The following is a 19730-nucleotide window of genomic DNA, read 5'->3' as shown; positions in this document are numbered from 1 at the left end:
GCCAACCGGGCGAACCCGAATGAAGACCTCGGCGGATCACGCAGGCAAGGGGGTCGATAGAATCGAGGCATGAACGCGCCTATTGACGACAACACTCCCTCGAAACCCAGCAATTTCCTTCGCGGCATCATTGACCGCGATCTGGAGCAGGGCACCTATGCCAGCCGCCGTTGGGCCGGCTCGCCCGGTGATGCCGCTCACCACGAACAGGGCCAGCCAGACCCCGCCAAGATCCGCACCCGCTTCCCGCCGGAACCCAACGGTTACCTGCACGTGGGCCACGCCAAGAGCATCTGCCTGAACTTCGGCCTGGCGCGCGACTACGGCGGCATTTGCCACATGCGCTTTGATGACACCAACCCGGAGAAGGAAGAGCAGGAATACGTCGACGCCATCCTGGACGCCGTCAAGTGGCTGGGCTTTGGCTGGGACTCGAACTTCAATGGCAAGGCCGAGCGCCACCTGTACTACGCCAGCAACTACTTCGACCACATGTACCGCGCCGCCGAGTACCTGATTGACGCTGGTCTGGCCTATGTGGACGAGCAGACGCCCGAAGAGATGCGCGCCAACCGCGGGGACTTCTCTACGCCTGGCAAGGACAGCCCCTTCCGCACGCGCACCCCGCAGGAGAACCTGAACCGTTTCCGCGAGATGCGCGACGGCCAGCACCCTGACGGCAGCATGGTGCTGCGCGCCAAGATCGACATGGCCGCACCCAACATCAACATGCGCGATCCGGCCATCTACCGCATTCGTCGCGCCACCCACCACAACACGGGCGACAAGTGGTGCATCTACCCGATGTACACCTTCGCGCACCCCATCGAAGACGCGCTGGAGCAGATCACCCACTCGATCTGCACGCTCGAGTTCGAAGACCAGCGCCCGTTCTACGACTGGTTGGTGGACCGACTGGCCGAAGGCGGCTTGCTCAAGCAGCCCACGCCACGTCAGTACGAATTTGCCCGCCTCAACCTGACCTACGTGATCACGTCCAAGCGCAAGCTCAAACAGTTGGTGGACGAGAACGTGGTGGAAGGTTGGGATGACCCCCGTATGCCGACCATCGTGGGCCTGCGCCGCCGTGGCTACACACCCGAGGCCATCCATCTGTTCTGCGAGCGCATCGGCGTGAGCAAGTCTGATAGCTGGATCGACTACAGCACGCTGGACATTGCCCTGCGTGACGACCTGGAGCACAAGGCCCACCGTGGCATGGCTGTGCTGGACCCGGTCAAGCTGGTGCTCACCAACTGGGACGAGGTGATGGGCGCTGGCCACCTGGATCCTTGCTCTCTGCCCGCCTTGCCGCATCCGCCCGAAGGCACGCCCGAGCCCGCACACCGCCAGTTCACCATCGGCAAGGAAGTGTGGATCGAGCGCGAGGACTTCGAAGAAGTGCCGCCCAAGGGCTACAAGCGTTTGTTCCCCGGCAACAAGGTGCGCCTCAAGGGCGGCTATGTCATCGAGTGCACGGGTTGCGTCAAGGATGCCAATGGCCAGGTCACCGAGGTGCTGGCCACCGTGGTGCCCGACACCAAGAGCGGCACACCCGGCGCGGACAGCGTCAAGGTCAAGGCCGCGATCACCTGGGTGGGTGTGGCCGATGGCGTGGCTGCTGAAGTGCGCTTGTATGACCGCCTCTTCACCGAAGCCCAGCCTGATGCGGGTGGCAAGGACTTCAAGGCCAGCCTGAACCCTGACAGCAAGAAGATCGTGACGGCTTACGTCGAGCCTTCACTGGCGCAGGCTCAACCTGACCAGAAGTTCCAGTTCGAACGCTTTGGCTACTTTGTGGCTGATCGCCTGGACCACGCGGCCGGCAAACCCGTGTTCAACAAGATCACGGGCATGAAGGACGGCAACTGGGCAAAGTGATGGTCGGTTTACGTATCCGCATATGAACAAAGGGCGCTCAAGGCGCCCTTTGTTTTGGTGGATCAGCCCTTGCGGCTCAGCGGGACGGCAGGGAAGTCCACCGGCACGGCAAACGCCACGTTCACGTAGTTGGTGAACAGGTTAAGTGCCACATGCGCCAGGATCTCGACGATCTGTCCATCGTTGAACCCGACCTCGCGCAGTGCCTGCACGTCATGGTCCGTCACCTGACCACGGTCGTTGACCAGCTTGAGTGCAAAGCGCAAGGCGGCGGCGGTTCGTGGGTTGGCCGATTCGCCTTGTTGTGCAGCCTGCATGTCTTGCGATGACACGCCGGCCTTGCGGCCCAGGGCCGTGTGTGCAGCCAGGCAGTATTCGCAGGCATTGCGGTCGGCCACGGCCACGGCGATCTGCTCACCTAACTGGGCGTCGATGCTGCCACCACCCAGGGCGCCAAACGAACCCCACATGCTTTGCAGCGCAGCCGGTGAGTTCGAGACGGCCTTGAACATATTGGGCACGGTGCCAAAGGCTTGCTGGATCTGCTGAAGCAGGGGCTGGCTATGGGCGGGGGCTTGGGCGGTGTGATGCAGTGGGAGGCGAGACATGGTGTTTCCTTTCCTGGCTGAATGCCGGTTGATGCCCTGGTGGGCGTGGCGCACATCGGTGTGCTGAAGGAAAGTGTCGCGCTCAGGTCTGTATCATGGGGTTCATTTCGTCCACGAAACAAACCATATCGTCCATGATGGAGCCTGCTTCAACACCAGCGCTGGATCGCCTGTCTTCGCTGCTGGAGCGATTCAGTGTGCGGGCGCACCTGTTTCACAACGGGCCTTTGTGTGGCGTCACGCACTTTGCGGCTGAGCCGGGCCTGGGCTTTTTGCATGTGATGCGCCGCGGCACCATGACCGTGACGCACAAGGCCCGCAGCGGTGCGCCGCGCAAGGTGCAGGTGAACGAGCCCGCCTTGATCTTCTATCCGCGGCCACTGGCGCATGACTTTCACAACGCGCCCGAAGAAGGCAGTGACTTCACCTGCGCGACCCTGGCTTTTGACGGCGGAGCCATGCATCCCTTGGCCCGATCGTTGCCGCCCCTGCTGATCCTGCCCTTGTCGCAGATGGGCGAGATGAGCCACACGCTGGCTTTGCTGTTCGGCGAGTCGGAGCGCGTGCGCTGTGGTCAGCGTTTGCTGGCAGACCGCTTGTTTGAGGTGCTGCTGCTGCAACTGCTGCGCTGGTTGCTCGACCACCCTCAGGAAGGTGGCGTCAGCGCGGGCCTGCTCAATGGTTTGTCCGAGCCTCGCCTGGCCAAGGCCTTGGTGGCCATGCAGGAGCAGCCTGGTTTGAACTGGTCGTTGGCCAGCATGGCCGCCAGCGCTGGCATGTCGCGCAGTGCCTTCGCGGCCTTGTTCAAGCAGGAGGTGGGCGACACCCCGGCTGACTACCTCACGCAGTGGCGCTTGAGCCTGGCGCAATCGCAACTGCGCGCCGGGCGATCCATCAAGCAGATTGCCGATGAGTTGGGTTATGCCAATCCATCGGCGCTGTCTCGCGTATTTCGCCAGCGAGTGGGCATGTCGCCGCGCGATTGGCTCGGTCTGTCTGTCTGACTGGCGCGACAGGTGCCGATCCTGTCGCGCATTGCTTCTCAGCGGCGACGGCGAACCTTGGCCGCAGCGATCAGGCCCAGTGCACTCAGTGCCAGGGCGTAGGTCGAAGGTTCTGGAACAGCGGCCAGTTGGTACATCGATGTGGTGTTCGATACTTCATTGGAGAAGGCCAGGAAGACCTTGCCGTTCATCACGAAGCCTTTGAGTCCTTCGGGCGAGAGGTCACCATCGGACACCAGCATGTCGACAAAGCTGCTGTTGGCCGGGTCGGTGATGTCGAAGATGGCTACGGCAGCCTTGCGGGTGCGCTCCAGACCGATGAAGGCGTAGCTGCGGCCGTCGATCTCCAGGATTTCCACGCCCTCGGGTTCGACACCCTTGTCGCGGCTGCGGTTGTCATCGTAGATGCCACGTGCAATGGCCTCGCGGTCCAGGATCTCGCCGCTGTCGTAGACGATGTCGCCGGTCAGTGAGTCTCGGATCGAGAACGACCGCGCGCCTGCCGCATACAGATCGCCGGTGGACGAATCGGTGTTGGACACACGCAAGGCGTTCAGCGGCGAAGTGGCGCCGAAGCTGCTGGCCGCCGAGCGGTCAGCGTCATCTTCCCGGAAGTCACCCTCGTTGGCCATCACGACCAGGGTCTTGCCGCCGGCTTCATAAGCCGCGATGCCGTCGGGCATGTACAGGCCTTTGGCATTGACGGAGATGAGCGTGGCAGGTGCCGAGTTCGTGGTGTCGTTGTTGAGTGGGTCAATGCGATTGCCGGGCAGGCTGAAGTTCTTGGCGCCCAGTCCGATGACCTTCTCGAAGCCGCCGGTCTGCAGATTCAGCACGCCCATGGCATTGCCTTCTTGCAGCGTGACGTAGGCTTCGGTACCTTGCTTGTTGACCGCGATGTACTCAGGCTCGAAATCCATGCCCGTGTTGGCGCGGATGTGGGTGCCGCTTTGCGGCACGCCAGCGAGCGTGGCGGTGTGGGCCACCGTGCGGGTGTTCATGTTGATGATGCTGACACTGCCGACCGGATCCAGTGCGGGGACGCCATAGTTGCGATGCCCGTTTGAGTCAGTCAGACGCGTACCGTAGGTGCCGGGGGTGCCTTCGTTGGCAACCAGCAACTTGCTGCCATCCTTGGTGAAGGTCAACATGTCGGGCAGGGCGCCGACAGTGATGGTGTTCGTGCCGCTGAGCAAGGTGCGCGTACCGGTATCGAACAGTTTGACCACGCCGGAATTGGTGCGCGTGCTCGATTCGATGGCGAAAGCGGCCACACCGTTGTGGATGGCCACGCTGTTGATCGAGCCCCATGCCGACGTGTCGATGCGCTCAAGGAATGTGCCAGTCTGGGCGTTGAGGACGTCCACCCCCGCCACGCCGGACACCCACACGGTATTCGTGGCGCTGTCGAAGCTCACAATCTCCGAGAGGAAGCCGCCAGTGTTGCTGTGCTGATAGGTCCAGGATTTGGTGATGTTGTCCAGTGCGCCTGCCTGAGCGGACAGTGTGGTCAGCAGAAGTGCCGTGGTGCACGCGCGGCGGATGAGCGCGGGAAAAGTCGGGAAAGTCATGGGACTGCTTGCGGGTAGGATGACGGTGATCCGCATGCTGCACTAGCTTCATGACTGGCCCGTGACACGGCGTTTCCAGGGGTATCTCGAACATCATGGACCGATCTGAACCAACTCTGCGAGCTGACATCCGCCCGGCATGGCAACGCTATGCCCTGATGCTGGCCGGCATCGTGGCCTTGGGTCTGGGTGTGTTGGGGGTGGTTCTGCCGGGTCTTCCCACCACGCCCTTTGTTTTGCTGGCCGCAGCCTGTTTTGCCAAGGCCTCACCACGTTGGCATGCCTGGCTGAAACACAACCGCTGGTTTGGTCCCATGGTGCGTGACTGGGAGGCCCATCGCTCTCTACCGCTGAAAGTGAAATGGCTGGCCAGCGCCATGATGCTGGCCATGGTTAGTCTGTCAGCCTGGAGCTTGCGTGCCCCACCGGGCGCTGTGGCCTTGCTGTTCGGCCTGGCCTTGGTGGGCTTGCTGGTGGTCTGGCGTATACCAACACGACGCTGAAGGCGGGCTCGCCGCACACCAGCTCAAGCCTGTGGGCAGCGCGGCGTCACAGCCCCTTGAGTTTGAGGCGCACGGCCTGTTGTATGTAGAAGGCGACAGGATCCGGCGCACCTTTTCCTACCAGCCCCAGCACGTGGTTGATCTCATCGAGGTGGTTCCAGGGGTAGTCGTCACGCAGGACCTTGCCCCAGTGCGCGGCGCAGACCGGCACCAGGCCATCGGTGGCCACGCCGGGGGTGCTGGCGCCGGCTTGCTTGAGGATGGCGTCAGAGATGTCCCAGCTGTTGGTGGCAGCCTGATTGCCGGTGATCGAATAGAACAGCGTATTGCCCACCTTCTCGGCACCTTCGCCGCAATAGCTGATGGGTTTGCCTGCCGGAAAGCGTGCGTTGAAGGCTACGGTGTTGGATGCCCAGGCTTGCAAGGCGACCGGATCCTGCGGCAGCTTGCTGTTGCCCGAGGCCCAGCCGATCACGCTGCCCATGGCTGCCACCACCTTGCTGTAGTTGGTGAGCAGGTCACCCAGGGTGTTGTCGGCCTGCATGGTGGTGAGGTCGTGCGGAGAGCCGATCGAGGTGATGCTGGCCACCATGCCCGGGGCCACGCCATGCACATAGCGTGCGGTCGGGCCGCCCTGGCTGTGCGCGATCAGGTTGAACTTCGTGTAGCCCTTGGCGGCCGCCCAGTCTTTCATTTGCTTGAGCAATTGTTCGCCGCGTACATCGTTGTCATTGAAGGATGACACGGAGGCCACGAACACCGTGGCACCGTTCTTGCGCAGTTCATCGGGCACCTGGTAGAAGTAGTCGATCCCCATGATCGAGTCGAAGCCGGCCATGCCGTGCACCAGCACGATGGGGTATTTCGTCTTCGCCGTGGCGGTGGCTGCGTAGCAAGCCGAGGTGCTTAACGCAGCCAACAAGGTGGCGGCCAAGGAGACACAGCGAGAAAGCGATGAGGTGGACATGATCTGACTCCAGGTAAATTGTTATGCGATATAACAATGTTGAGCCAGTGAAATCCGGACGGCATCAGGACTTGTACCGAGGTGCGTTCAATCAAGGGGGATGACGCTGGCGCTGGTTCAGTGCTGAGCGAGTCAGTCGCCGCCGCAGCCGCCACCACAACTGCCGCCGTCGCCCCCGCTGCTGCTGCCATCACCGCCATCGCCATGGCCGCCCGAGTGGCCGTGCGCGCCACCTTGATCAGCGCCCGGACCGTCGTTGTCAGACAGGCCACTTGTCCTGCCGTCTACCGTGTTGTCGCTGAAGTCACCGCCACAGTAGACGGCTGCAACGTCGTCCCGTTCCTGTCCTTCGCGCCGTACGCCGCTGCAATCGGCCACGTACACAAAGCCGTTGGGGACCTGGTATTTGCTGTCCAGCGCAAACAGCAGAGGCAGGCGTGAGGGCTTGCGGGGGTTGATGTTTTCTTCCTGGCAACAGCAGCGCCAGCATCGGCGCAAGCCTTCGTTACCCAACTGGCTTTGCTTGAGCACGACAGCCGGCGTGTGATGCAGGAATCGACCAAAGGCCTGTCGACAGAAGGCCTCGTAGTGGCGTGTATACAGGATGAACTCGTGCCAGAGCTCATCTGCAAGCTGCGATGGCATGGACACGTAGTGGTGCCCGCTGCGGTGGTAGGCCAGGAAAAACTGGCGCAGCCCTCGGCTGACCAGTTCCATGTCCCGTTGTGTGAGTTGCGGGTGGCGTTCGATGACCTTGCCGAACACACCTTTCGGGAAGGCGAAGTGACGGATGAAGGCTTCGCGCTGCAGCGTCCGCTGGCGCCGCCAAAAGGTGAAAGTCAGGGCACCTATCGGGATCAGTGCCAACAAGGCGAGTGCCGTGTGCATGTGGCGAAGTCCTCCCTGTGATGTGTGGCGATGCGGCCATGTCGGCTCATCTATCGCTCACACATCATGCTGCCGCGGACTGGCTTATTCCGCCGTTTTCTTGGCAGCAGGCTTGCGAGGGCGTCGCGAGCGTGATGCGCTCTTGCGTGCGGCGGGCGCCTCGTCGGATGGTGCTGCTGCCTGGGCTGGTGCGTCGGCGGGCTCATTGCCCGCAGTGGCTGCGCGGGGCCTGGCTGGGGCGGCCTTGCGCTCGGTGTTCCTGGTGCGGGCAGGTGCTGGTGCAGGTATCGCATCTGCTTGCGCCATGGGAGCGGCTGGTGCCGGGGTCGCTGGCGCATCGTGCTGCTGGACATTCAATTCAGACAACCCATCATCCTTGCGGCGCGAGGTCTTGCGGGCGGCATTCTTGGCCGCAGCCTGGCGCCCGCCATTGCGTTGGCGACCACGCTGGCGTGTGGATGGTCCTTCTTCTTCTGAGGCGGCTGCCATGCTGTCCGCATCAGCTTGTGCACTCGCGTTGGCGTTCGTCGTTGACGTGGTGTCCGCATCCTGGTGATGTTGGGGGGCAGCTTGAGGTTTGGATGCTTCCAGCATCTCGGCAGGCTGCGTGGCGTTCACGTTTGCCTGCTCGATGCGGGGCGCCACTGTGCCTGTGCCACGTGACACATAGGCACCGGATTTCTCATCGCGACCGAACTCCAGCAAACCACGCTGCTGGGCATCTTCCAGCAGGTTGCCGAAGGTGCGGAAGCCGTAGTAGTTCTCGTTGAAGCCGGGGTTGCGGCGCTTGATGGCTTCCTTGAGCACCGAGGCCCAGACGCGACCACCTTCGTCGCGGTCCGTGACGAGCGCTTCGTAGGTCTCTGCGGCCATCTCGACGGCCTTGGTGCGACGCAGGTCCATTTCTTCGCGGCGGCGGCGGTCTTCCTCGGGCGTGCGGCGTTGCTGGGGCTGGTCGCGGTTATCGCGGCGTGCCGCCTGGCGCTGGCTTTCGCGCACCAGGTCGTCATAGAAGATGAATTCGTCGCAGTTGGCAATCAGCAGGTCGGAGGTGGAGTTTTTCACGCCCACGCCGATCACGTACTTGGCGTTCTCGCGCAGCTTGGAGACCAGCGGCGAAAAGTCCGAGTCACCCGAGATGATCACGAAGGTATTGACGTGGGACTTGGTGTAGCAAAGGTCCAGTGCGTCCACCACCAGGCGGATGTCGGCCGAGTTCTTGCCGGACTGCCGCACATGCGGGATCTCGATCAACTCGAAGTTGGCCTCGTGCATGGCGGCCTTGAAACCCTTGTAGCGCTCCCAGTCGCAATAGGCCTTCTTGACCACGATGCTGCCCTTGAGCAGCAGGCGCTCCAGCACGCGCTTGATGTCGAACTTCTCGTAGTTGGCGTCGCGCACGCCGAGGGCGACGTTTTCGAAGTCGCAAAACAGCGCCATGCTGATGTTGTCTTGGGGGAGGGCCATGTTGTTCTCTTTGGTCTTAGTGGGGCGAATCATCACATGACCAGGGCCCAAGTTGGCGCCTTCAGCGATCAAAACGCATAGTTGCTGTTCTTCGGGTCGAAATCGGCGTCGGTGAAGGTGGCGGGCAGGACCTTGTCAAAGCTGATGCGTTCGATCATTTCTCCGCGCTCGTTCCACGATTCAATCATGCGCACCCAGGGTTGCTGCAGGTTCACATAGACCTTGGATTTGGCGGCATAGGCGCCCGTCATGCCGGCAGGGGTCACCCAGGTCAGGGCGATGGTGCGTTCGCCGTTGACCTTGGCCAACTCGATCTGATTGGGGGCGGTGGGATGGCCATCCTTGACGCGCATCTTGTAGCTGTCAACCAGGATGGCGACGACCGACTGCATGCCCAGATCGCGCACGGTGTGATTGGAGTTGCCCTTGGCCATGGCGCCGTCAATGGCTGTCCACATCGAGGTGACGTTGAACAAACCGCCCAGGTGCCCATAGCTGGCGTCCTTGCGCCTGGTCTCGTCGTAGATGATTTCCTGGCCGGACTTCGGGCTCTCCTTGAGCCACTTCATGTAGACCTGACGGGGCTTGTGGCGGTATTTGATGTAGTTGACGAAGGGCTGACTGGTCCAGGTGCCGCTCAGCCGCTCTTCGCGTTTCATCCACAACTCGTACTCGTTGAGCTGCTTGAGGCCCACATCCAGATAGCCGGAGTAGGTCTGCGGGGCGAGCTGTGTGAAGGTTTTGATCAGTTGGTCGTCGTTCATGGCCTGCAAGGTGCCGGCCTTGATCTTCTGGACCAGTGCGTCGGCTTCGTCCATGCTGGCTTCGGTGCCATGCGCGCTCGCGGTTGTGGCCGCACCTGCGCTGATTGGCACCGATGTGAGCATGCCGCACGCCAGCGCCAGACCACCCAGGATGCAAGATGGAATACGGGGAACACGGCTTGGCTTCATGGTGACTCCTGCGAGCATGTCGATGGTGTTAGTATAAGGAAAGAAAAATTTCCTGAATGCAAACATGCTCCACTCATCCCGCAAACCAATGGCCGAGCCCGGGGCAAAAGCTCGGGTGCCTCGGCGTGGTTATGGGGGGCGCAGTGCGGAGGAACTGTTGCTGGAGCGGCGCCAGCGCCTGATGGCAGCCGGGCTGACCCTGTTTTGTACGTTGGGCTTCCAGCACACACGGATTGACGCCATCTGCGCGGAGGCCAAGGTCACGCCCCGGCACTTCTACGAGCAGTTCGACACCCGCGAGGCCTTGTTGCTGGCGATCTACGAGCAGGTGGTGGCGCACGCCCGCAGCCAGGTGCAGGCCGCCCTGCAGACCCCAGGCTTGATGCCGACTGAGCTGATCAACGAAGCCATCCGCGCTTTTGTGCGTGCCTACACGGACGACGCGCGCCACGCCCGTCTGGCTTGTGTCGAAGTGGTGGGGGTGAGCGCCGACATGGCCCGCCGCCGCCGTGCGGTCATCCACGAATTTGCGGGCCTGATAGAGGCTTATGCCAACGCCATGGCCCAGAGCGGTTTGCTGCCGAAACGGGACTACGGCCTGTCCTGCCTGGCCATGGTGGGCGCGGTCAACGAACTCATGTGCGAGTGGCTCATGGGCGACACGCCGCCTTCGGTGCCCGCTTTGACCGACGAGTTGCTGTCCATGTTTGCGGCCCTGATCCTGGGGGCGCGTGCCTTGCTGCCCGAAGCCTGAACCCCCTCAGATCAGGCCTGCATCCACCAGGTATTGGCTGGGGCGCTGGCGGTCGCACAGGATGGTGAGCCGCTGGCGGGCCCGCGTCATGCCCACATAAAGCAGGTTGCGGTTGTCGGTGGTGTTGCCGCCAATGGCGAACTCGCCCTTGTTGAGCCCGGGCAGGATGACGTGATCGAACTCCAGGCCCTTGGCGGCTTCGATGCTGGACAGCACGATGCAGTCCTTGCCGCGCATGCCTTGCTGACGGATCTCGCGCTCGTTCATCGCGCGGAAGAAGGATTCGACATGGTCATACGTGGCCGCTGATGCGATCAGGCCCTGGATGTTGGCACTGACCTGGGCGATGTCGCTGCGTTGCACCATCACGCGTGCGGCCAGTGTCTGCGGCGACAGGGCCGCCACAAAGCGCTCCAGCAGCACATGCGTGGCATTGGTGCTGGCGATGTCGATGGCCGCTTCCAGTTGATGGCGCGCGGCCTTGCCTGCATTGCGCAGGATCTGGTTCTCCAGGAACACCTCGACCAGTTCGGGCGTGTGCGCCACGCTCTTGATGGCCTCGTGCTGCTCCTTGGCGCGGTCCTCTGCCGTGTCTTGTGCGCTCTCGACATGGGAGCCCGCAAAGGTCAGCATGGCCTGCAGCACCCGCATGCGCGTCTCGATGCGCTCGATGCCGGCAAAGCTGTTGCGCGCACAGGCGATGAGGCCGCGTACAAACAGCACTTCCGGGCGCATCAAATAGGTGTCAAAGCCGCTGGTGCGGTAGTCCACCCCCTTGTCGAGCAGGTGGTTCTCCAGCGCCACGGATTGATGCGGCTGGCGCAGGAGGATGGCCAGCTCGCTTCGCGTGGCCTTGGGGCCCAGGCCAACGCCTTGCTGGATCACCTCGATGATGTGCCTGTGTGCGTCTTTGATATCGTCGTAGCCCACCACCTGGATGTCGGTGGCCATGCTGCTCAGCGAGTCATAGCGTTTGTTCGACAGCCTGCTGACCGATGCCGCCAGCTTGGGTCCGAATCGATATGAGGCGGTCAAGGGTAGCCTTTCGGCCTCACCGATTTCACGCTCGAAGGTGTCCCCCATGAAGCCGGCATCGGCCCCCGCCACCGCATGGATGACCTGATCCCGGTCGCCCACCCCGACAAAGGCGGTTTGCGGGTTCTGGATCAACAGATGGCGCAGCACCGTGAACATGGCCCGGTTGGTGTCGTGCATCTCATCGACCAGGATCAGATGCAGGCCCATGGCCAGCGGTTGCGGCAGGTCCACGAAGGCTTCGTCGTCCAGCAGCAGGCAGGCCAGGTCATAGGTGGCGTCATGCGGGGCGCGAAAAGCCGGGTGATCGGGGTGCCCGCCGCGCCGCAGGATCTCGTAGGCCCAGAAGGTGCGCAGCGTCAGGTAATCGAAGCCCAGTTCGTTGGCCAGATCAGGTGTGAGCACCTGTTCGCCGGCCTCCAGGAACCACTGCAAGGTGCCCTTGAGCCGTGCGAACGCCTGCAGCAAGCCTTCGACCATGGCCTCGCCGCTGCCATCGACGGCAAACTCGTCCGCGTGCCGTTCGTCCGGGTTGGACATCACGCGCTCGATGGCTTGCAGCACGTAGGGCTTGAGCTGTTCGGGCGTGTCGTAGTGGTGCACATTGCCGCCTTCCACATGCTGCAGGCGGGCGCGGCAGAAGTCATCGAAGGTGCGGATCTTGATGCGGTTGCGCACGGCCGCTGGCAGGCCGATGCGCTCCAGCGCCTGTTTCAAGGCCAGTACGGCGGCGTCGGTATAGGTGAGGGCCAGGATGCGCTCGGCATCGGCGCCGCGTTCGAGCGCCTGAGCCAGGCGCAAGGCCAGTGTGGTGGTTTTGGCGGCACCCGCATTGGCCTCCACGATCACGCGCTTGTGGCGCCCCAACTGGATGGCCAGTTGTTCGGCTGTGGGCACGATGCCCTTGGGTTGATAGCAGGTGTCAGCCATGGGCGCCATTCAACAGGCTCAACGCACCGATGGGATGCGGATGTTGCCGCTGCGGCAGGCGGTCGTGACACCCTTGCCGCAGGCCATGGCTTTCAGGTCCTTGCTCATGCACACGCGCACTTCAGACAACTCCGGCCCGCTGCAACTCACGACCACACTGTTGGCGGGCAGCGCGGGGTTGGCTTGCTGGATGGCCGATGCAATCGCCTTGGCTGGCATGAACAAGGGCTTGACCGGTGCCTGCATGGACGAAGGCACGCGGATGCTGGCCAGGGCCAGGTCTGCGGTCTTGAAGTAAGCCAGGGCACTCTGGTTGCTGCACGTACCGTGTTTGTCCCACTCGTGCCGAATCAGCGATGGGCTGGGGAACAGGCTGACGCCGTAGATGATGGCGTCGCGGCTCAAGGTTTCTGTTGTCTGGCAGAACTGAGGGTAGCCGCCCGCCTTGTACTGCGGCCACAGCCCGTGCAGCACAAAGCCATAGCCTTTGCCGCACTGATTTTTGTCCTGGCTGTGCATCAGGCAGTAGGTGGGCGACCAGGACAAGGCCAACACGTAGTAGTCGAATGGCTTGCTGCCTGCCGCTTGCGCAGCGCATGTGACGGCCAGCGTGATGGCCATGCTCAGCATGCGGATCACGGAAAGGATGGGCTTGGGCATGGAAAGGCTCCTGTGTTGATCTGATTAGCGTTGTACAGGGTGCCGGCGTCAGTCTTCTTGATCGTCGTCGTCATCCTGGCGTCGGCCGCTGCCTTTCTTGTTGCGGGCCGCCTTCTTGCGCTGGCGTTCCGCTTCGGCTTCTTCCGCCACGGCAGCCCATTGCGCGAACTCTTCAGGCGTTTCCAGCGTGATGGGCCCCAGGATCGCGCTGCGGAAGTCGTTGAGCACGATCTCGGCGGCTTTCTGCAGGTTGACGCGGCCACCCGTCATCACGGCCCCGCGCTTGCGGCCGATCTCAGTCAGCAGAACATCGTCATGCAGGGCGGGGATGCCGGCCACATCATCGAGTTTGTAGCGTGCGGCCAGCAAGGCGGCATAAGGCCCTTTCAGTCGGGCCAGCAGCTCCAGCGCCACTTCTTCTTCGTCATAGGCGTTGCGGCCCACGGCGCCACTGGCGGCCAGGTTGTAGCCACCTTGCTCGATGGTGATCTTGGGCCACAGCATGCCGGGCGTGTCGAACAGGTAGAAATCACTGGCCAGGTTGATGCGTTGCTCGATCTTGGTGATGCCGGCCTCGTCGCCCGTCTTGGCCGCCTTCTTGCCCACCAGGGTGTTCATCAGCGTGGATTTGCCCACATTGGGGATGCCGCAGATCAGCACGCGCAAGGGCTTGGCCATGCCGCCACGATTGGGCGCCAGTTCGCGGCAGGCCTTGATCAGGCGTTGGGCCGGGGCGGTGTCGCTGGCATCCAGCGCGATGGCTTGCGTGCCTTCCTGGGCGTTGTACCAGGCCAGCCAGGCGGCGGTGCGCTCGGGGTCGGCCACGTCCTGCTTGTTGAGGATCTTGAGCTTGTGGCGCGTGCCGGTCAGCTCCGCCAGCATGGGGTTGGCGCTGGAGCCCGGCAGCCGTGCATCGAGCATCTCGATGACGACGTCGATCTCCTTCATGCGTTCGATGATGGCTTTCTTGGTCACATTCATGTGACCGGGGAACCAGTTGATGGCCATCGGGGTGTTCTCTTTCCTGGGCTGGGGCCGCGCAGATGTGCAAACCCTCCATTGTGCTTGCTTCTGAATGTCAGAATGTGCGCCATCATTCAAATGGAGTGCGTGGGATGCCCAAACGTGTATGGACGCTGCTCTTGTGCGGCCTGGCCTTGTCAGTGCAAGCCGAGGAAAAGCCCAAATGGGAGCTGGGCCTGGGTGCCGCAGCCATGAGCTTTCCCGATTACCGGGGCTCGGATGAGTCTCGCGCCTACTTGTTCCCGATTCCCTATCTGGTTTACCGTGGCGACTGGATCAAGGCGGACCGTCAGGGCGCGCGTGCAGAACTGATCGATCTGGGGCCTTCGGCTCACGTGGATCTGGGGCTCAACGGCAGCATTCCTGTCTCCAGCGTGAAAAACCAGGCGCGCCGTGGCATGCCCAGCCTGTCTGGCGCCATCGAGATCGGGCCGGCGCTGGAAGTGCATTTCTACAAGTCCGAAGGTGACCGCGTCCGTTTGAAGATGCGCGTGCCCGTGACCTATGGCATCACTTTGGGCAACGGCGTGGGCAGCGACGGCTGGCAGGCCAGCCCGAACCTCAATCTCGATATCCGCAACGTGGCGGGCTTGTCAGGCTGGAACCTCACCATGCTGACAGGCCCCATCTATGCCACCACGCGCCGTCATGCCTACTTCTACGACGTGGCGCCCCAGTACGCCACGGCCGCGCGCCCTGCCTACAAGGCCACGGCGGGTTATTCGGGGGCGCAGTTCGTGGCCGGCCTGAGCAAGCGTTTCGACAAGACCTGGGTGGGCGCCTTCATGCGCTATGACAACCTCAATGGTGCCGTCTTCCGCGACAGCCCCCTGGTCAGGACGCGCAGCTACCTGGCCGGTGGCGTAGCCGTGGCCTGGGTGCTGGGTCAGTCTTCCGAAATGGTCGAGGCGGACTGAGGCGCAGGCAGCGCGGCGTCACCCACCCAGGCCCGCACGATCGGGTCCACCAGGCGTGAGTCGGTCAATGTGCGGATCTGCATATAGGCCTCTTGCGCCTCAGGGTGGCGCTTGCGCATGTAGTTGAGCCACTGCTTCATGCGGCCCGTGCGGGCGCGCGGCTCGACGTGAGCAAGGATCAGCTCCCAGAAGTAGCCCAGCAGAGGCTGCAGGCTGGGCCAGTCAGGTTGGGCCTGGCCTGCAATGGGCAAGCCCTGATCGATCAGGATGGCCAGTGCCAGGCCCGGGTCCACCACGATGCCTCGCCCCAGCATGATGTCGGTGCAGCCTGACACTTCCACGCAACGTCGCGCATCGTCTACCGTCCAGATCTCGCCATTGGCCACCACGGGAATGCGCACGCTGGTTCGGATGTCGGCGATGCGGTCCCAGTAGGCCGGGGGGCGGTAGCCATGCGCCTTGGTGCGGGCGTGCACCACCAGTTCATCGGCACCACCGGCTTCGATGGCCCGGGCGCAGTCTTCGGCCAGGTCGTCATCGTGAAAACCCAGGCGCATCTTGGCCGACACCGGCACTTCGCCCGGCACGGCCTGCCGCACAGCCGTCAGGATGCGGTGCAACAGCTCGGGGTCTTGCAGAAGGGCCGCGCCGCCGCCATGCCGGTTGACCACCTTGGCCGGGCAGCCGAAGTTCAAGTCGATGCCGGCAGAGCCCAGTTCGGCCAGCCGTGCAGCGTTGTCAGCCAGGCAAATGGGGTCCGAGCCCAGCAGTTGGGCGCGCACGGGCACACCTGCCGGTGTGCGGCTGCCATGGCCAAGCTCCGGCACCACGCGCAGGAAGGCGCGGGCCGGCAGCAGCGTGTCGGTCACGCGGATGAATTCGGAGACGCAACGGTCTATGCCGCCCACGCGGGTCAGGACATCGCGCAAGGCGAAGTCCAGCAAACCCTCCATGGGCGCCAGCAGGATGGCCATGAGAGAAAAACCTAGGGAACAACCGGGGCGCCAGTGTACGTATTTGGCCGCGTGTCGGGGTCACAATGTGCGCCTTCCTGCCCCATCCACGGTTCAAGAGAGGCGTCAATGAGCACCACCACCAGCCATGCCGCGCCTTTGCGCCAATGGGCCGATCTGCCGGGCCCCAAGGCCTGGCCCATCGTGGGCAATGCCCTGCAGATCCAGCTCAACCAGATCCACATCGATCTGGAAGACTGGGCCAAGGCTTACGGCCCGATCTTCAAGGCCAGGCTGGGGCCGGCGAAGGTGCTGGTGCTGCGCGATCACGACCTCATCAACACGGTGATGCGTGATCGCCCTGAGGGTTTCAGGCGGCCCGCCAAGCTCGATCAGCTCGTGCGCGAGATGGGCTTGCACCCCGGCGTGTTCAACGCGGAAGGGGCCGTCTGGTACGCCCAGCGCCGCATGGTGATGTCGGCGTTCTCGCCCAGCCATGTGCGGGCCTATTTCCCCTTGCTGCTGAGCGTGTCGAGGCGCTTGCAGGCTCGCTGGATCAAGGCGGCCAGCGCACATCAGCCCATCGACCTGCAAGCTGATCTGATGCGCTTCACGGTGGATGCCATCGCGGGCCTGGCCTTTGGCGCCGAGACCAACACGCTGGAGTCCGACGAGGACATCATCCAGCACCATCTGGACAAGATCTTCCCGGCGCTGTTCAGCCGGGTCAATGCGCTGGTGCCTTACTGGCGCTGGTTCAAGCGCGCCAAGGATCGCGAGCTGGCGCACAGCCTGACCATTGTCAGCCAGGCCATCGAGGATTTCATCGCCCAGGCACGCCAGCGCATGCGTGACGACCCCGCTCGCGTGGCGCAACCCACCAACCTGCTGGAAGCCATGATCGCGGCTGCAGACCAGCCCGACAGCGGTGTAACCGATGACGATGTGGCGGGCAACGTCATGACCATGTTGCTGGCCGGCGAGGACACGACCGCCAACACCCTGGCCTGGGCGATCTACCTGCTGCACCGCAACCCGGCGGTCCTTCAACAAGCCCAGCAGGAAGCCCGGGATGTGGTGGGCGCGGATCTCTCGATGCTCACCATGGACCACATGGCGCAACTGCCTTATCTGGAGGCCGTGTGCCACGAAACCATGCGCCTCAAGCCGGTGGCGCCATTTCGCGTGGTGCAAGCCTTGCGCGACACCGTGGTGGCCGATGTGGCGGTACCCAAGGACACCATGATCTGGTGCGTGTCACGCCATGACGCCATGGATGCCACCTACTTCCCGGATCCCGAAAGATTCGCCCCCGAGCGATGGCTGGATGCCGATGCGGCGCAGGCGAGCAGCGCCAAGCGGGTGTCCACGCCATTCGGAGCCGGGCCACGCGTCTGCCCGGGGCGATATCTGGCCCTGGTCGAAATGAAACTGGCGCTCGCCACCTTGCTGAGCCAGTTCCGCATTGAGGCCGTGGACACGCCCGATGGCAGCGAGGCGGCAGAAGTGATGTCCTTCACGATGACACCGGTCGGTCTGACCCTGAAATTGTCGCCAATTTCACCCTGAATCAGGGCTCAAGAACGGGTGGGCTTGTCCGATAAATACCCATCGTTCCCACGTCTGCCGCCATGACCACCGCCACCGAGCCCACCTGCATCGATGACATCCTCACGGAGTTGGACAAGGCCAGAAAAAACGGCCCCTTGCATGACATCCAGATCCCGCCATGCCCTGCATTGCTGACCCGCCTGCAGGGCGCCATGGCCAAGGAGGAGCCGGACCTCAACGAGGTGGCGCACATCGCCACCAGTGACGTGGCCATGTCGGCCGCCTTGCTGCGTGCGGCCAACAGCCCTTTGTACGCCGCTGGCGGCCAGCCTGCTCAGACCATCGGTCAGGCGATGAACCGCCTGGGCCTGGAAAACACGGCCGCGGTGATGATCGGTTTTCTGGCACGCCGCGCCATCAAGGTCAATTCCAAACATCTGTTGCGCTTCTGGGAACGCTGTACCAAGCGGGCCCTGGCCATGGCCTTCATGGCGGGCAAATTGCCCGGTGTGTCCACCGATCTGGCGCACACCTATGGCCTGTTCTGCCACGTTGGCATGGCCGTGATGGCGCAAAGTGTGCGTGGCTACCTGGGCACCCTGATCGAGGCCCATGCGCGCATTGATCGCTCCTTCGTCGAAACCGAGAATGCCAACCACAAAACCGATCACGCGGTGGTCGGTGCCCTGGTGGCCCGCGTGTGGCGCCTGTCGCCCTCGGTGACGGCGGCCATTCGCCTGCACCACGATCTGGACATCCTCAGGGAAAAGGGCGCGAAGTCGGAAGTCAACACCCTGGTGTCCATGGGCTTGCTGGCCGATTACTACATGCGCCGCCACGAAGGCCTGGAGCAGGACGTGGACTGGAAAGTCCACGGTGCTACTGCCATGGAGTGGCTGCAGGTCAGTGTGGACGAACAGATGGCCTGGGAAGAAGAACTGCGCGACATCTTCGAATCGGCCTGATCAGGCTGCTTGACTCCCGGCGGCCGCTCAGCCGTTAACATTCACGCCTTGCCTGTGGCCAACAATCGGCCACGCAGGCGATGAATTCAAGGGAGTCCACATCATGGCTGTATCCAGCCTCCTGGTATTGCTCGACGACATTGCGCTCGTCCTCGACGACGTGTCCGTCATGGCCAAGGTGGCCGCCAAGAAGACGGCGGGCGTGTTGGGGGACGATCTGGCCCTCAACGCCCAGCAGGTGGCTGGCATTCGTGCCGAGCGTGAACTGCCGGTGGTCTGGGCCGTGGCCAAAGGATCGGTGCGCAACAAGGTGATCCTGGTGCCCGCAGCGCTGGCCATCAGCGCCCTGGCACCCTGGGCCGTGACACCCCTGCTGATGCTCGGAGGCGCTTACCTGTGCTTTGAAGGCGTTGAAAAGCTGGCGCATCCCTTCCTGCATGGTGATGACCACGAAGAAGAGGCGCATCGCGAAGCCCTGGCCCATGCGCTGGCCGACGCCGAGGTGGACATGGTGGCGTTCGAGAAGGACAAGATAGAAGGTGCTGTGCGCACCGACTTCATCCTGTCAGCCGAGATCGTGACGATCACCTTGGGGACGGTGGCCGAAGCTTCCTTGATGAAGCAGGTGCTGGTGCTCAGCGGCGTGTCGGTGGCGATCACGGTGGGTGTTTATGGCCTGGTGGCCGCGATCGTGAAGATGGACGACGTGGGGCTGTACTTCAGTCAGATGGAAGGGCAGGGGCCTTTGCCAGCCCTGCGGCGTCGCGTTGGCCAAGGGTTGCTGGCTGCTGCGCCCGTGTTGATGAAAACGCTGTCGGTTGTTGGCACGGCGGCCATGTTCCTGGTGGGCGGTGGCATCTTGCTGCATGGTCTGCCTGGCGCACATGAGGTGGTGGAGGCGGCCGAACATGCGGTGCACGGCGTGCCAGCTATCGGCGGGGTGCTGGCTGTGGTGGCGCCGGTGGTGCTGGATGCGGTCGCCGGTATCGCAGCGGGCGCCCTCGCGCTGGCCGTGGTCATGTTGGGCAGCAAGCTCATGGGCCTATTCAAGCGCGGTTGAGCATCAAGGCGTTGTTCGATGTACAAAGCGCCACCCCCAA

General features: G+C 63.0%; 18 protein-coding genes. 8 read left to right on the top strand and 10 right to left on the bottom strand.

The genetic code is table 11. The features are described 5' to 3' along the window. Nucleotides 1-69 precede the first annotated feature (69 nt). Entirely contained in the window at nucleotides 70-1881 is a 1812-nt protein-coding gene (locus HY836_RS07055; RefSeq protein ID WP_290674923.1) for a glutamine--tRNA ligase/YqeY domain fusion protein, read from the top strand. 62 nt (nucleotides 1882-1943) lie between these two features. Here the strand turns inward: HY836_RS07055 and HY836_RS07050 are convergent, their stop codons facing one another. Next, a complete protein-coding gene (locus HY836_RS07050) occupies nucleotides 1944-2489 on the bottom strand; it encodes a carboxymuconolactone decarboxylase family protein (RefSeq protein ID WP_290674921.1) in 546 nt (181 codons plus the stop codon). 137 nt (nucleotides 2490-2626) lie between these two features. Here HY836_RS07050 and HY836_RS07045 point away from each other — a divergent pair, with 137 nt between their 5' ends. Further along, entirely contained in the window at nucleotides 2627-3493 is an 867-nt protein-coding gene (locus HY836_RS07045) for an AraC family transcriptional regulator (RefSeq protein WP_290675069.1), read from the top strand. A gap of 38 nt (nucleotides 3494-3531) precedes the next feature. Here HY836_RS07045 and HY836_RS07040 read toward each other — a convergent pair whose 3' ends face one another. Next, nucleotides 3532-5064 carry a choice-of-anchor I family protein gene (locus HY836_RS07040; protein ID WP_290674919.1) on the bottom strand — a complete coding sequence of 511 codons (1533 nt, stop codon included), beginning with the start codon at nucleotides 5062-5064 and terminating at the stop codon, nucleotides 3532-3534. Nucleotides 5065-5159: 95 nt separating this feature from the next. Here HY836_RS07040 and HY836_RS07035 point away from each other — a divergent pair, with 95 nt between their 5' ends. Continuing rightward, nucleotides 5160-5567 (top strand): YbaN family protein, encoded by a 408-nt coding sequence (locus HY836_RS07035; protein WP_290674917.1) that lies wholly within the window; start codon nucleotides 5160-5162, stop codon nucleotides 5565-5567. 46 nt (nucleotides 5568-5613) lie between these two features. Here the strand turns inward: HY836_RS07035 and HY836_RS07030 are convergent, their stop codons facing one another. The 4 genes from HY836_RS07030 to HY836_RS07015 form a co-directional block, all read right to left on the bottom strand. Next, entirely contained in the window at nucleotides 5614-6534 is a 921-nt protein-coding gene (locus tag HY836_RS07030; RefSeq protein WP_290674915.1) for a triacylglycerol lipase, read from the bottom strand. A 132-nt stretch (nucleotides 6535-6666) separates the two neighbouring features. Next, nucleotides 6667-7422 (bottom strand): hypothetical protein, encoded by a 756-nt coding sequence (locus HY836_RS07025; RefSeq protein WP_290674913.1) that lies wholly within the window; start codon nucleotides 7420-7422, stop codon nucleotides 6667-6669. An 84-nt stretch (nucleotides 7423-7506) separates the two neighbouring features. Then, a complete protein-coding gene (locus HY836_RS07020) occupies nucleotides 7507-8889 on the bottom strand; it encodes an NYN domain-containing protein (RefSeq protein WP_290674911.1) in 1383 nt (460 codons plus the stop codon). Nucleotides 8890-8957: 68 nt separating this feature from the next. Continuing rightward, the gene (locus tag HY836_RS07015) at nucleotides 8958-9842 is read right to left on the bottom strand and encodes a DUF1571 domain-containing protein (protein WP_290674909.1); all 885 of its coding nucleotides are present in this window, start codon (nucleotides 9840-9842) and stop codon (nucleotides 8958-8960) included. 64 nt (nucleotides 9843-9906) lie between these two features. On the opposite strand from HY836_RS07015, the gene HY836_RS07010 reads away from it, so the two are divergent. Next, on the top strand, nucleotides 9907-10596 hold the full coding sequence (locus HY836_RS07010) for a TetR/AcrR family transcriptional regulator (protein ID WP_290674907.1): 690 nt from the start codon (nucleotides 9907-9909) through the stop codon (nucleotides 10594-10596). 6 nt (nucleotides 10597-10602) lie between these two features. Here HY836_RS07010 and HY836_RS07005 read toward each other — a convergent pair whose 3' ends face one another. The 3 genes from HY836_RS07005 to ylqF are packed head-to-tail and all read right to left on the bottom strand — an operon-like array spanning nucleotide 10603 to nucleotide 14229. Then, nucleotides 10603-12561, bottom strand: coding sequence for an ATP-dependent helicase (locus HY836_RS07005; protein ID WP_290674905.1), 1959 nt, complete (start codon nucleotides 12559-12561; stop codon nucleotides 10603-10605). Between the two features lie 18 nt (nucleotides 12562-12579). After that, complete coding sequence (locus HY836_RS07000) at nucleotides 12580-13221, bottom strand: ribonuclease T2 (RefSeq protein ID WP_290674903.1); 642 nt, start codon at nucleotides 13219-13221, stop codon at nucleotides 12580-12582. Between the two features lie 48 nt (nucleotides 13222-13269). Beyond that, nucleotides 13270-14229 (bottom strand): ribosome biogenesis GTPase YlqF, encoded by a 960-nt coding sequence (gene ylqF, locus HY836_RS06995; protein WP_290674901.1) that lies wholly within the window; start codon nucleotides 14227-14229, stop codon nucleotides 13270-13272. Between the two features lie 107 nt (nucleotides 14230-14336). On the opposite strand from ylqF, the gene HY836_RS06990 reads away from it, so the two are divergent. Then, on the top strand, nucleotides 14337-15161 hold the full coding sequence (locus HY836_RS06990) for a MipA/OmpV family protein (RefSeq protein ID WP_290674899.1): 825 nt from the start codon (nucleotides 14337-14339) through the stop codon (nucleotides 15159-15161). Here HY836_RS06990 and HY836_RS06985 read toward each other — a convergent pair. Next, nucleotides 15131-16135: a tRNA-dihydrouridine synthase gene (locus HY836_RS06985; RefSeq protein ID WP_290674897.1), complete on the bottom strand. Its 1005-nt coding sequence runs from the start codon at nucleotides 16133-16135 to the stop codon at nucleotides 15131-15133. The genes HY836_RS06990 and HY836_RS06985 overlap by 31 nt on opposite strands. A gap of 108 nt (nucleotides 16136-16243) precedes the next feature. Between HY836_RS06985 and HY836_RS06980 the strand changes: the two genes are divergently transcribed. The 3 genes from HY836_RS06980 (at nucleotide 16244) to HY836_RS06970 (ending at nucleotide 19690) form a co-directional block, all read left to right on the top strand. After that, nucleotides 16244-17683, top strand: a complete 1440-nt coding sequence (locus HY836_RS06980) for a cytochrome P450 (RefSeq protein ID WP_290674895.1) — start codon at nucleotides 16244-16246, stop codon at nucleotides 17681-17683. A gap of 62 nt (nucleotides 17684-17745) precedes the next feature. After that, the gene (locus HY836_RS06975; protein ID WP_290674893.1) at nucleotides 17746-18630 is read left to right on the top strand and encodes an HDOD domain-containing protein; all 885 of its coding nucleotides are present in this window, start codon (nucleotides 17746-17748) and stop codon (nucleotides 18628-18630) included. Nucleotides 18631-18733: 103 nt separating this feature from the next. Continuing rightward, nucleotides 18734-19690 (top strand): DUF808 domain-containing protein, encoded by a 957-nt coding sequence (locus HY836_RS06970; RefSeq protein ID WP_290674891.1) that lies wholly within the window; start codon nucleotides 18734-18736, stop codon nucleotides 19688-19690. Nucleotides 19691-19730 lie beyond the last annotated feature (40 nt).

The organism is Aquabacterium sp. (assembly GCF_016234775.1).
Classification (GTDB): Bacteria; Pseudomonadota; Gammaproteobacteria; order Burkholderiales; family Burkholderiaceae_C; genus Aquabacterium.
This window is presented reverse-complemented; position numbering and strand designations above follow the sequence as displayed.

Coding starts and splice junctions, on each gene's coding strand:
- HY836_RS07055 (WP_290674923.1), top strand. CDS start 70: ATGAACGCGCCTATTGACGACAACACTCCCTCGAAACCCAGCAATTTC.
- HY836_RS07050 (WP_290674921.1), bottom strand. CDS start 2,489: ATGTCTCGCCTCCCACTGCATCACACCGCCCAAGCCCCCGCCCATAGC.
- HY836_RS07045 (WP_290675069.1), top strand. CDS start 2,627: ATGGAGCCTGCTTCAACACCAGCGCTGGATCGCCTGTCTTCGCTGCTG.
- HY836_RS07040 (WP_290674919.1), bottom strand. CDS start 5,064: ATGACTTTCCCGACTTTTCCCGCGCTCATCCGCCGCGCGTGCACCACG.
- HY836_RS07035 (WP_290674917.1), top strand. CDS start 5,160: ATGGACCGATCTGAACCAACTCTGCGAGCTGACATCCGCCCGGCATGG.
- HY836_RS07030 (WP_290674915.1), bottom strand. CDS start 6,534: ATGTCCACCTCATCGCTTTCTCGCTGTGTCTCCTTGGCCGCCACCTTG.
- HY836_RS07025 (WP_290674913.1), bottom strand. CDS start 7,422: ATGCACACGGCACTCGCCTTGTTGGCACTGATCCCGATAGGTGCCCTG.
- HY836_RS07020 (WP_290674911.1), bottom strand. CDS start 8,889: ATGGCCCTCCCCCAAGACAACATCAGCATGGCGCTGTTTTGCGACTTC.
- HY836_RS07015 (WP_290674909.1), bottom strand. CDS start 9,842: ATGAAGCCAAGCCGTGTTCCCCGTATTCCATCTTGCATCCTGGGTGGT.
- HY836_RS07010 (WP_290674907.1), top strand. CDS start 9,907: ATGCTCCACTCATCCCGCAAACCAATGGCCGAGCCCGGGGCAAAAGCT.
- HY836_RS07005 (WP_290674905.1), bottom strand. CDS start 12,561: ATGGCTGACACCTGCTATCAACCCAAGGGCATCGTGCCCACAGCCGAA.
- HY836_RS07000 (WP_290674903.1), bottom strand. CDS start 13,221: ATGCCCAAGCCCATCCTTTCCGTGATCCGCATGCTGAGCATGGCCATC.
- ylqF (WP_290674901.1), bottom strand. CDS start 14,229: ATGGCCATCAACTGGTTCCCCGGTCACATGAATGTGACCAAGAAAGCC.
- HY836_RS06990 (WP_290674899.1), top strand. CDS start 14,337: ATGCCCAAACGTGTATGGACGCTGCTCTTGTGCGGCCTGGCCTTGTCA.
- HY836_RS06985 (WP_290674897.1), bottom strand. CDS start 16,135: ATGGCCATCCTGCTGGCGCCCATGGAGGGTTTGCTGGACTTCGCCTTG.
- HY836_RS06980 (WP_290674895.1), top strand. CDS start 16,244: ATGAGCACCACCACCAGCCATGCCGCGCCTTTGCGCCAATGGGCCGAT.
- HY836_RS06975 (WP_290674893.1), top strand. CDS start 17,746: ATGACCACCGCCACCGAGCCCACCTGCATCGATGACATCCTCACGGAG.
- HY836_RS06970 (WP_290674891.1), top strand. CDS start 18,734: ATGGCTGTATCCAGCCTCCTGGTATTGCTCGACGACATTGCGCTCGTC.